This is a genomic window from Roseiconus nitratireducens, from assembly GCF_008629675.1.
GTDB lineage: Bacteria > Planctomycetota > Planctomycetia > Pirellulales > Pirellulaceae > Stieleria > Stieleria nitratireducens.
In genome coordinates, this window is record NZ_VWOX01000002.1 from 671,122 (window position 1) to 683,741 (window position 12,620).

Below are 12,620 nucleotides of genomic sequence, written 5' to 3' on the forward strand. Positions count from 1 at the left end.
GGGCTGCAGCTAAAAGCGTCGGTCAGGCCATCACCTACACTGCCCGATGCTAGCATGTGTCGCACGAGGTGCGTTGCTTGATCGGCAGTCGTCCAGCCGTGGTTGCCGAGTTTGCAAAGTGCGTCCGAAACGACTGGAGCATTGAATCGATGCATTGGGTTTTGGACGTGTTGTTTCACGAGGACGCCAGTCGACTCGGAAGCGCGACAGCCAAAATGAGTTTTGTCAGACGGTTTGTGACGACACTACTCGAACGAGACACCTACAAGAGAAGCCCGAAAGGCAGAAGAAAAACGGTGGTGAGAAACACCGGATTGCTTGAAAACGTTCTGTTTGCGTAAAGGGTTGATGCGATCGTCGTGATCACATTAGCTAGGGGACTTACACCCTTAAGTCGGCAAATATGCCGGGCAAACACAAAAAAGCTCCGTCCGGGGACCGGACGGAGCTACTAAGCCAACCTTAAAAGTCAGGTGACGACAAACTGCGGCTACGCTTAGACGCGGCGACGTCGGCGACTAACCATACCAGCAACTCCAACCGCCGCCCAAATGCACATCGATGATGGCTCCGGAACAGCGTTAAGCTGCACGAATGCGTTGTCGGCGAATACATACCCAAGATCGATCTGATTTTGGGTAGGCTGATTGAGAGTAGTTGACGAGGTCAACCAAATCTGACTCGGCCCGCGAGAAGTGAAGGCAAGATCTGCAGTGTCTACAAGGAGATAGTTCCCCGCGCCCGGTCCAGAGAAATCTCTGATGACGCTAAATCCTCCAGACTCGCTGCCAATCTGAGTCTGTGCCGGCACACCTCCACTCGCAACACTGCCAAGCGGATACTCGGTGCCGTCGTTGCTAATCACACCGTCACCGTTGAAATCGGCTAACTCCGCTTCAAAGTAATTGTTCGTATTGGGAAGAATCCCGAACTCAAAGTCCAAAGCATAAGTTGAATCTATCAACCCCAAGGACTGCACAAGGCCGAGTGTTAGCGGATCTGTACCCCCGACACCAGATAGCGTAACACCAACCGTTCCGGCAGAAAACCCACCGACAGAATTGGAAAGAGTCGGCAGAAGGCCGTCGAGCGTTGCAGTAGCTGCGCCGAGGCTGAAATTGTATACATCTTTCCCTCCAAGCAACGTGTTGCTGCTCAGCACACCGTCGTTTGTGACTTGGGCGGCAAAAACCGAGATCGCGAAATCATCGAAATCCCCGCCTCCTGCCGAATTATTCAAGTCCCATTTCAGAATGCCCGCAACGATATCGCCAGTGTTCACAATACCGTCATTGCCCGAATCGAAGACGGCAAGTGAAACACTGTTATCCTGAATCTCATCCACGATTCCGTTGTACGTTATGTTGTCAGTCCACGCACCCGCGTTGGCAATGCTGCCAACGGCCAAAGTGGCTAATACAGCTGAGACAAAATATTTCATTGAACCAATTTCCTAAATAGCTAAAGTACATAGTCTAAAAATCAAGTTTTTGACTTTAACCTTAGGAAGGCTTGAGAATTCCAGCGAGGTAAGGGTTGCGAGGGATTGTCGCGTTCGTCAGATAAGAGATCCCTGTTGAATCGCGATCGATCCAGTCGGACCGTTGCGTGCGCGCGAGCGCAATCAGACCTCCGACTTGGACCACACTGACGTTCGCCGTCATCCCTCCTGATTCGCTATCGCGGATAAAGCGGACACAAGGTAGGTCTTCGTGCCCAAGTTGAAGAGCGGAAAACGCCTCTACGGAGTGGGCCCCAAAACCGTCATCCGCAACAGAGTCAACAATCACCCCCGCCGAGGCGCATTGCGTCCCAATCAGTAGAAAAATCGCGGCGAGGTAGATTCGAGAGTTCATAGCGAAGATCCTAGTCTGCCAGCGGGGGGCAATCAATCGTTTTCGATCTTGGTGAATGATTTTTTCGAAAATGGTTGATGCGGTCTGAAATGCCCCCCCCCGAACCGAACCGCAGCAGGTGACACCGGAACCACCACTCCGGAGGGTGTCTTGGGCGTGGGGTGCCCCCCAAACTTGGTCCAGCGCTATGAAAGTATCGGTGAGAGTTGAGTCGCTACCCTTTTCTGTACCATTGACCGTGAGAATTTCCCGGGTCTTCATCTGGCCAGGCTAGCCTGGCCAGATGAAGCAAATTCTCCGGGGGCCAGGTTACCCAGAGCGCTATGTGGTCGGTGCTGGTTGTAGTCCCTGCGCCAGGTTTCTATCTTCTCCCGCGCATCCTCCAAAGACAAGAACCAATTTTCGTTGAGGCATTCGTCTCGAAGGCTACCGTTGAATGATTCGATGAATGCGTTGTCAGTGGGTTTTCCCGGTCTGCTGAAGTCAAGCGTGACACCGTGTTCATAGGCCCAATGATCCAAAGCTTTGGAAGTGAACTCCGGGCCGTTGTCGAGGCGGATGGTTTTTGAGAGCGTGCGGCTGCCCCTGATCTCGTCCATGACGCGTACGACATCCTTTCCGCGGAATCTGGCCTCGACGCCTATCAAAACACTCTCACGGGTAAAGAGATCCACTATCGTCAAAAGCCGAATTCGACGTCCGTCGAACAGCTCGTCGCTCATGAAATCCATCGCCCAGCAGTCGTTGATGCCAGTCGCTTCGACGCGCGCTCCACGGCTTTGGCAACTCACCCGACGCTTCGACTTTCGCGCCCGCAGGGCCAGCTTTTCTTTGGCATACAGCCGATAGACCCGCTTGGCGTTCACCTTCCAGCCTTCACGGCGAAGCAAGATGTGCAGCCTCCGGTAACCGAATCGGACGCGAACCGCGGCCAGGTCCTTCAGCCGCATTCGCAGGGCGGCCTGCTCGTCCTTGGTGGACTGGTAACGGCAAGTCGATCGTGCCAAGCCCAAGATCTTGCAAGCCCGACGCTCACTGATCTTGTACGCTTGGCGTGTGCCCTCGACCGCCGCACGAAGACGAGCAGGCCTCAGAGCTTTTTTGACAGGACATCCTGTAGTATCTGTTTGTCCAAGCTGAGATCAGCGACCAGCGCCTTCAGTCGCTTGTTCTCTTCCTCCAAAGACTTCAGGCGGCGCAGTTCCTCCACGCCCCTTCCCTCAAACTTCTTCTTCCACCGGTAGAATGTCGGCTGGCTGACACCCAGCTTCCGACAAACTTCCTCCACCGGAGTCCCCGACTCCGCCTGCTTGAGCGCAAAGGCGATCTGCTCGTTCGTGAACCGCGACTTCTTCATGGCCATCTTCTCCCTGGAAATGACGGCCAGATTCTACCCGGTTTTTCTCGTTTTCAGCGGACCAGTTTTTTGGGTGCAGGTCAGTGCCGTGGCACCGATCCGGCAGGTCGACGGCCCGACAGGGGTCTGGCGGGCGCCAACCGGTTGGCTAACAGACGTTCCATCTTCTAGCGATCTATCGGTTTCACTACCATCCACGCTTCACGGGTCGAGCAAATCGTTTCGAGGTTCCCCATCAAATCGATTGCTCCGGCGGTTCTCGCCTTCGGCCCCGTGAATGCTCTTTTCAAGCCGCTCCGTTCAGCGGCGTCCCACTGGATAGTTGCCACCGGTATGAATTCGATCCAACGTTCGGGAAAGCAACGCGGTTGCATCCGTCGTCTTCGCGCCGAAAGCTTAGAGTCGCGCCGACTGCTCGCGAGTTACTACATCGATTCGGCACTGGGAGACAACTCCAACGCCGGCACGGACTCGGCGGCCCCCTGGCAAACCCTGGAACAGCTTTCCATCGCGACGCTGAAGCCCGGCGACGAGGTTTTGCTAAAGCGAGGTTCGTCTTGGGCAGAGTCGCTACGGATTGACGATGCTGGGACCGAGGGGTCCCCGATCACCGTAGGGGCCTACGGCACGGGGGCCGAACCCATCGTGCGGCGACTTGAGGTGCGCGGCGGATACACGCACTTCCAAGATTTTGTCGTCGACCGGAACAAGCAGTCCGGTGACGCGGTCACGATCAGGAGTTCGCCCGCGGTCGTGTTGCGCGACCTGGAAATTCGCAACGGGACTAGTGACGGAATCGACGCGTCGTCCGCGGACGGGTTGCTGATCGAAGGCCTAACGATCCATCACTTCCTGGCCGGCTCGTTCACGAACCAAGCCGACGCGCACGGAATCGTTATTGCCGACACCCGCGGAGTCACCGTTCGAAACACGGAAATCCACCACGTCTCCGGCGACTCTTTCCAAGCAGACCCCGATCGCGACCAAAATTTCACCACGGACATTCTGATTGAACAGTCCCACTTCTGGACCGGGCCTCTCGCGGAGGACTTCAACTCGTCGTGGCTGGCCGGTCAGCGCCCAGGTGAAAACGCCATCGACACCAAGGTCCTGAAGGACGGCTGGGAAACCGCGGAGCGAATGAAGATGACGGTCCGCGATGTGGTCGCACACGGTTGGGTCGCGGATGGATACATCGGCAACCGCGCCGTCTTCAACATGAAGGAAAAGATCGACGTGACCTTCGACGGCGTGACCGTCTACGACAGCGAGATCGGCTTTCGGTTGCGAGGGAGCCTGGGGAATGCCAATGTTACGATGAAGAACGTCGTGATGCACGACCTGGAAAAAGCCATCCGTGCCGAAGACGACCTTAGCAACCTGACCGTGTTCCATTCGACGTTCGGCGACAATATCAATCAAGTGATCCAGTTCGCCGGCGGAGACGGCGGCAAAGGAACCTGGGAGTTCAAGAACAATGCCTTTGTTGGAAGCGTTCCCAATGTCGCGTCCGACGTCAGCAACCGGTCGGCTGACGCGTCAGAGTTTGTTGACGCCGTGATGCGGGATTACCGACTATTGGAAGGATCTGATCTGATCGACGCAGTCCCGACGATTTACGCCGTAACATCCGATCGAGTTGGAACCCTAAGGCCGCAAGGCTCTGCTTCGGACGTTGGGGCATATGAACTGAGCCGCGAGCCGCTCTCGGATTCCGATTACATTGACTTCGGTTCGCACAATGTCGGTTCCTACGGTGGATCGCAAGACGAATCTGCGGTTGCGACGGTCGAGGACGGCGGAGCGACGTTGCACCTGACTGGAAACGGCTGGAAGCAGGTCGAGCTAAATTATGACATCACCGCCGACACCGTGATCGAGTTTGATTTCCGCAGCCCGGTTGCCGCTGAAATCCAGGGCATTGGTTTTGACAACGACCTGGGATTGACGGAACAGTACGCATTCCAGGTCAACGGGAGCCAGCCTTGGGGAAACCAGGGCTTCGTCCAGAGTTCAGCAACCAATAGCGACTGGACCCACTACAGAATCCCGGTAGGCCAGTTCTTCACCGGGCCGTTTAAGTACCTGTTCTTCGCAAACGATCACGACGTCAGCAATGCGGATGCCGAGGCGTACTACGCAAACGTGAAGCTGTATGAAGCAGGTGCGGTGAACCACCCTCCGATCGCCACCGATGACGCCTTCACGGTGACGAATGATGGCAGCGTTCACACGCTGGATGTGCTAGCAAATGACAGCACGCTTCCCGATAGCGGCGAGACGTTGACGATCGCTAGTGTCGGTTCAAGCTCCGCGGGCGGTGAAGTCTTGGTCCAAGGCGGAACGATTCAATATCAGCCTGCCGCAGGGTTCTCCGGCACCGAGACATTCAGTTACACCCTTCACGATGGAGATGTCGGCAACACGGCAACGGGCATCGTCAGCGTCACGGTAGAGCCGGTTGCTCCGGCTGGATCGCTCGATTTTGAAGCCTTAGCAGTTGGCTCCTACGGCGGCTCGCAAGACAAATCTGCGGTTGCGACGGTCGAGGACGGCGGAGCGACGTTGCACCTGACTGGAAACGGCTGGAAGCAGGTCGAGCTAAATTATGACATCACCGCCGACACCGTGATCGAGTTTGATTTCCGCAGCCCGGTTGCCGCTGAAATCCAGGGCATTGGTTTTGACAACGACCTGGGATTGACGGAACAGTACGCATTCCAGGTCAACGGGAGCCAGCCTTGGGGAAACCAGGGCTTCGTCCAGAGTTCAGCAACCAATAGCGACTGGACCCACTACAGAATCCCGGTAGGCCAGTTCTTCACCGGGCCGTTTAAGTACCTGTTCTTTGCAAACGATCACGATGTCAGCAATGCGGATGCCGAGGCGTACTATGCGAACTTGAAGCTGTATGAAGCAGGTGCGGTGAACCACCCTCCGATCGCCACCGATGACGCCTTCACGGTGACGAATGATGGCAGCGTTCACACGCTGGATGTGCTAGCAAATGACAGCACGCTTCCCGATAGCGGCGAGACGTTGACGATCGCTAGTGTCGGTTCAAGCTCCGCGGGCGGTGAAGTCTTGGTCCAAGGCGGAACGATTCAATATCAGCCTGCCGCAGGGTTCTCCGGCACCGAGACATTCAGTTACACCCTTCACGATGGAGATGTCGGCAACACGGCAACGGGCATCGTCAGCGTCACGGTAGAGCCGGTTGCTCCGGCTGGATCGCTCGATTTTGAAGCCTTAGCAGTTGGCTCCTACGGCGGCTCGCAAGACAAATCTGCGGTTGCGACGGTCGAGGACGGCGGAGCGACGTTGCACCTGACTGGAAACGGCTGGAAGCAGGTCGAGCTAAATTATGACATCACCGCCGACACCGTGATCGAGTTTGATTTCCGCAGCCCGGTTGCCGCTGAAATCCAGGGCATTGGTTTTGACAACGACCTGGGATTGACGGAACAGTACGCATTCCAGGTCAACGGGAGCCAGCCTTGGGGAAACCAGGGCTTCGTCCAGAGTTCAGCAACCAATAGCGACTGGACCCACTACAGAATCCCGGTAGGCCAGTTCTTCACCGGGCCGTTTAAGTACCTGTTCTTCGCAATCGATCACGACGTCAGCAATGCGGATGCCGAGGCGTACTACGCAAACGTGAAGCTTTACGAAGCAACGAACCTTTCCTAACTTGTCCTGGTCCTTACATACCCTTCGTCGTGTCGTGGCGGAAGTCGCGGAGACGCTCCCGCGGAGAGGCTGTGAATTTATCGGCCGCTCGATCCGAGACGCGGAGTTGCTGTCGCTCCTTCGGAGCTTTCGTCCGAAAGTGCACCGGATCCGGTGGGCTGGGCCCACCGGCAAGACGCTGTCGGTCCTCCGGACCAAGGCCCACTCCTTAGCCGCGGAGCGGCGACAGACTTCTGCCGGCGGCCCACGGCCGCCGGTAAGAGTCGAAACGCGTTTCAAAAGCTCCGAGGGAGCGACAGGACACGACGAAACATGCGTGCCGGTTTTAGTCGATCGAGACGTTGGCCGGCCAAATGCGATGTGCTCTTACTGGTCCAATGATGGCTCACCCCGGCGGAGCGCTGTGGCCTATTCAGGGTTCACCACGCGGGAGCGTTAGCTGGCAAAGCAAGGTTGTTGGAGCTCACTGCAAACGATGCGAACTGCTCTCAATCTGTAGCGGAAGTCGTTTAAATCGCAATGCGCTACAGTTATGCCGCGAAACTTGCATTGAGTTCCGCTACTCTCAGAATCCGCTACCGATGACCCGAACCAGCCGAGCCGATCACGTCTTCACAAATGGCGTTGAACTGCCCGGCAACTTTCTCAGCCGTATGCCTGGCACCGATGACCTGCAATGCATGCTCGGCGAGTGTTTGACGACGTTGATCATCTTGCAGTAGGTCAATCACGCCCTTGGCGAATGCTTCGTCGTTGTCACAAAGCAGGATCTGCTCTCCATCTCGGAGACCCAAACCCTCCGCACCGAGTGAAGTACTGACGACCGCTCGTCCCATCGCAATCATTTCGAAAATCTTCAGCCGCGTACCGCCGCCCGCGTAGATCGGAACCACACCGACGCTCGCCCGAGTCAGGTAAGGCCGCGTGTCATTGACGCTCCCGGTCACACTCACGCCAAGGCGTCCCTGCAGCCGACGGATTGATGGCGGCGGATTGCGTCCCACGATGGTAAAGCTGGCTTCAGGAATCCGGGCCCGAACCAGCGGCCAGATCTTCCGCGCGAAGTGCTGCACGCCCTCAACATTAGGTGCCCAATCCATCGATCCTACGAAGACGACATGGTTGGGTTTGCTGTGCGTCTCGGGCGTGGGCAGGAAATACTCTGTGTCAACGGCGGTGTCGATGACCGAAACATGCTTCCACCCGTAATCCGACTCGAACAGCTGTCGATCGCGCTCGCTGACGGCGATCACCCGTGAAAAGGCGGCGCCAGCATCGCGTTCGAATCGCCGCATCTTGGCCGCCTGATGCCCCAAATACCACCGCATCGGCCCTCGACGCCGCTGGGCTTGCCGCAGGAACACTTCCGCCTCAACATTGTGCTGGAACAAGACCGAAGGGATTGGCAGGTCGATGGCATTGCGAGCCATCTGCACAAAGTCGCATACCAGCAAATCAAACGGTTCTGATTTCAAGAGTTCTTCAGCCCGGCGCCGGAGACGCGGGTCATAGTCTTTATCAACATTCAGCGGGTAACGTGAAGCCAGATTGCGCGTCGCCAACATGGCGAAGCGAAGACTCTTCCGCGACGCTTCACGCCACGGAATCGACTCCAGACGCAATCCCAACCCGCGCATCGAGTTAAGATACGGTTGCTCCTCCTCCAGGACATTGCTGACGTAGGTGACGTCGTGCCAGCGAGCCAGATGCCGCACCACATTCAGCGTACGGATTTTGCCTCCCGTGTTGGCCGGCAAAAGCAATCGCTTTTGCATGAATAGAATTTTCATTGCGGCGTCGGTCCAGGCCGCACGATCAACCACGCGACCGTCAAGCCGGTCCACATCCCGAGCAATCGCGAAAGGGCACCGAGCGCACCGCCGCTATGCGATGCCTCCAAAAGTTGCCCCAATTCAATGCCGAACGCGAAGCCGACCGAAGCGCAACCCGCCGCTGACATCATCCACCGCCTCAGGTTTGACGCGTGCAGCAATCCAATGCCAACGCCCAGCAATGTTCCCCAACCGGTCCCGAGCAACGCTGTTCTCAGCGTATTGAAGAACAGTTTCAGATTGGAACCGCGGTAGTCTCCGAAGGGACGGGCGGCAACCTCCCGCAGCGTTCGCTTCACTTCCTGCGGATCCGTCACGAATTCGAATGGGATCCATGAGAGCGCGCACAAGAATAGAAGATAAGCCGCAGCCAACACAAACCACAGCGACGGATCGCGCGCACGCCAGGCCAGGGAGGAGTGTTGCGTTGACGCCTCTCCACGATGCTCCCACGCAAGGCCCGCGACGGCGTAACCCGCCGCGGTTCCCAGGATCATGAAGAGGGCGTCGGTGGCGGAGGCGAACCGGCGGGCCACCGGTATTTGAAGCAATTCTGGAAGGATCCCCAGCCCCACGAGCCAGAGCAGAACGGTCGGCCCGCTCGGGCTGCCTGCAGAGCCGCTCCGGCGACAGCCTTGCTCCGGCGAAGGAACTCGCAACATCGAGTATGCCCAGAGACCGAGTGGCAATCCCAGAAGAATGGTCCAGCCCCACTGGAACGCGGCCTCGCCAAGATCACGGATGGGGCGGCTGAATGGAATCGGTTCGATTTGCCCTCGCGTCCACTTTCGCGCGTAGTCGGCCGGCGAAACGAGGATCTTTCCTGGGAGAATGGACCACACGAATACGGTGCCCGCAGCGATCCCCAGCGCCGCCTTCACTCGCCCCCACCGATGCGTTCCTAACACCATTCTGTCTAATTCGCCGGCACAGGCGGGTCCAACAATCCACCAAGCGGCGATACCGACCACAGCCCCTCCCAACTGCGCTCGCGTGTCGGCAATCGAGGGAACACGGTCGACCAACCAGCCCTGCGGGATTTCGCAGGCGAGGCTGATCACCGCTGTCGTGAGTAGGGCAAGAACGCTGGCAAGGCACCGCCAAGCCAGCGAAGCACGAAGCGTGGCCAGGAATCCCGTGAACGTAAAAGCAAGAGGAATTCCAAGGACCGTATTGGCGACCGTGTCGGAACGTGACAAGTGCCCCGATGCGGCCGGGTCGAGAAAGGCCGAAAGCACATCCGCAAATCGTGCGGAACGAAACTCAAGCGGCGCCCAAGACCCAAACATCATCGCCGCCGCAACCACAGCCGAAGCGGACGCCAAGATTTTGCTAGAGGCTTTCATCGCGCCGTTGATATGCTTTGCTTTCTAGTTAAGACACAAGTCACATCACCTCCCGAATGACGCCGATACAAGCGGCGCCGACGTCTTGCCAAGACCTCGGTTGAAATGTGCGGTTCTTGGACGAAGAATTTGACACGGAAGAGCAGCGCTGAAACTCCGTCGCATTGGTTGTGACTGAGGGACAAATGTCCTGCGGAAGTGCTGCAACAGACGGCATGCGCGGATCCGCCGCGTCAAATGCTGGTTTCGGATCGTTTATCAGGCATGCCATGAGCTCTTTGAAAAACGACTCCGGAACATCCGCGTCGGCGACACGGATGCCGTCGAACCGGCTTTCCAGTTCCCGATTGTCGCCGACCGGTGTCGCCACGACGGGCGTCCCGCAGCTCATTGCTTCCAAAATCGCATTGCAGCTTCCTTCCCTGCGGCTTGCCAACAGAAAAAGATCCGCCGCGCGAAGGTAATTGCTTACCTGATGTGGCGGAAGAGGGCCCGTGAACAGGACCCGGTCGCTGATCCCGGCAGCTGCGATTTGGTCCCGAAGACCCTTCGTAAACCCGCTATCGTCGGTGTCGCCGATGCAAATCCAGCGAAAGTCGAGGTGTTCACTTAGACGCCGCAGCGGTTCGACCAAACGGTCGTGTCCCTTGACGTGTTTCAGTGTCGCAACCGTCACCAGCAACGGCACGCAGTCCTCAATCCCAAGCTGGAGTCTCGCTTGTTTCCGATCACCGGGTCCAAACATTGACGTGTCACAGCCATTGGCGATGACCCGAATCCGCTCCGGATCCGCGCCCGCCCGCGCCGCGGCCTGACGCAGCGATTCGCTGACGGCGATCACCGCCGAGGCGTCCTCCAACGCTGAAAGCATCTGGTCCCGTACCCGCGGCTTCTGCAGCCACTCCTCCTCGACGCCACGGAGCGTGATCAGAAAGGGAACTCCCAAACGACGGGCGACGCGGTGAACGGCGACGCCTTCGGGATAGCCAAAGTGCGCATCAAGCACCGTCCGCTCCGGTTTGGGATCCATTTCTTGGACCCAACGCCGGATACAGCGCTGCATCCATCGGCCATCGAGTGACTTGGCGATTCCCGGAAGGTAAAACATCCGGCGACAGTCGATTGGCATGCGGGCATCAGCGGGAGCAGATGGGATCGAGCCGCCCTTGAGTCCGGGAAACCACGGCACCGGACAGAGTGCCCGAACCGGAAGCGTGCGAGAAATCGCTTCCAGCCGGCGATAGACAAACAAGCCTTGCTGCGGCTTCGCCGAGGTCGGCAGCGTCATGCAGACGCTCAACAATCGGGGAAGGGCCTGATCTGGCATCAGCGCAAGTTTGCGGTGATTAGCCGGAGCGCGTCCGCCAACGCCTCCAGCTCGGCGCTGGTGTTATAGACTCCCAGGCTCGCCCGCACCGTCGGTCGCCAGCTGAGAGATTCATGGGCCGGCTGTGCACAATGAAATCCGCTTCGCACACAAATGCCGGCGCGATTCGACAGCATCCTGGCAACGGCATGTGCCTCCAGTCCGTCGACGTGAAATGGCACGATCGCACCACGCTGGGCGAGTCCTTCGGGACCCATAATGGCCACCCGTGGCACCGATGACAGCAGCTCGATCATTTCACCTAGCAGTTTACCTTCCCAGTAATTGACCGCCTCCATTCCCAGCTCGTCGAAGTAGTCGCACGCAGCTGCCAGACCGATGACCGCTTCAAACGCGGGCGTTCCAGCTTCCAGCCGCATCGGAACATCGGCCAAAACGTGTCCGTTCATGCCGACGGACTCAACGACCCCTCCGCCGAGCAGTGACGGTCGCAGACGGGAAAGCCGATCACCCTTGGCGTACAAGACGCCAACACCCGTGGGGCCGCCGAGCTTGTGTCCGGAGAAGCATAGGTAGTCGCAGTCCATGGCACGGACATCCAACGGCGCGTGCGCGATGGACTGGTTGACGTCCAAAAGCACTTCACTTCCGGCTGCATGAGCCAAGCCAATGATCTGCTCGATCGGATGGATCACGCCAAAGGCATTGCCAATCGAGCTGACAGCGACGAGCGCTGGCCTGCGGCGCAGCAACGCCGCTTCAAACGCTGAAAGATCGATCGTGCCGTCATCCTGCAATCCGACCGGATGAAAGGAGGCGTTTTCACTCCAGGGCAGCAGATTGCTGTGGTGCTCGCCGATGGAACCGAGCACGACGGCATCGCGAGCAAGGCTCTTCGCCACCAGGTTCAGAGCTTCGGTGGCATTCTTGACGAAGATGACTTCGTCGGGATCGGCGTTGACGAAGCTCGCGATGGTGGTCCTCGCTTCCTCGTACCGCTGCGAAGACTCCTCGGCCATCTGGTGCACGCCACGCCCGACCGTACACGCCAATTCTTGATAACAGCCGAGAACGGCATCAATCACGGGCTTTGGTTTCAGATAGGTCGCAGCCGAGTCAAGATAGACAACCGACCGTCCATTGACCCTGCGTTTCAGCACCGGAAATGCCTCGCGCACGGTATCGCTATCGATCGCCATTCGCCTCAACTCC

7 protein-coding genes are annotated in these 12,620 nt (G+C 57.9%); 1 reads left to right on the forward strand and 6 read right to left on the reverse strand.

Annotation, left to right across the window (positions count from 1 at the left end; genetic code table 11):
* Positions 1-496: 496 nt before the first annotated feature.
* Together FYK55_RS05085 and FYK55_RS05090 are read right to left on the reverse strand one after the other, a co-directional pair.
* A complete protein-coding gene (locus FYK55_RS05085; protein WP_150075268.1) occupies positions 497-1,441 on the reverse strand; it encodes a PEP-CTERM sorting domain-containing protein in 945 nt (314 codons plus the stop codon).
* Positions 1,442-2,113: 672 nt separating this feature from the next.
* Positions 2,114-3,213 (reverse strand): IS3 family transposase gene (locus FYK55_RS05090; protein ID WP_150075363.1). Its coding sequence is split into 2 segments (ribosomal slippage): positions 2,114-2,961 and positions 2,961-3,213, totalling 1,101 coding nucleotides; the frame shifts between segments, so codons are not numbered across the junction.
* Positions 3,214-3,546: 333 nt separating this feature from the next.
* Here FYK55_RS05090 and FYK55_RS05095 point away from each other — a divergent pair.
* Entirely contained in the window at positions 3,547-6,903 is a 3,357-nt protein-coding gene (locus FYK55_RS05095) for an Ig-like domain-containing protein (protein WP_150075269.1), read from the forward strand.
* Positions 6,904-7,478: 575 nt separating this feature from the next.
* On the opposite strand, the gene FYK55_RS05100 is transcribed toward FYK55_RS05095, so the two are convergent.
* The 4 genes from FYK55_RS05100 to FYK55_RS05115 are packed head-to-tail and all read right to left on the reverse strand — an operon-like array spanning position 7,479 to position 12,607.
* On the reverse strand, positions 7,479-8,693 hold the full coding sequence (locus tag FYK55_RS05100) for a glycosyltransferase family 4 protein (protein ID WP_150075270.1): 1,215 nt from the start codon (positions 8,691-8,693) through the stop codon (positions 7,479-7,481).
* Complete coding sequence (locus FYK55_RS05105; RefSeq protein WP_150075271.1) at positions 8,690-10,081, reverse strand: hypothetical protein; 1,392 nt, start codon at positions 10,079-10,081, stop codon at positions 8,690-8,692. The genes FYK55_RS05100 and FYK55_RS05105 overlap by 4 nt, the downstream gene beginning before the upstream one ends.
* A 40-nt stretch (positions 10,082-10,121) precedes the next feature.
* A complete protein-coding gene (locus FYK55_RS05110) occupies positions 10,122-11,408 on the reverse strand; it encodes a glycosyltransferase (RefSeq protein ID WP_150075272.1) in 1,287 nt (428 codons plus the stop codon).
* The gene (locus FYK55_RS05115) at positions 11,408-12,607 is read right to left on the reverse strand and encodes an aminotransferase class V-fold PLP-dependent enzyme (RefSeq protein ID WP_150075273.1); all 1,200 of its coding nucleotides are present in this window, start codon (positions 12,605-12,607) and stop codon (positions 11,408-11,410) included. Before FYK55_RS05115 ends, FYK55_RS05110 begins: the two co-directional genes overlap by 1 nt.
* Positions 12,608-12,620 lie beyond the last annotated feature (13 nt).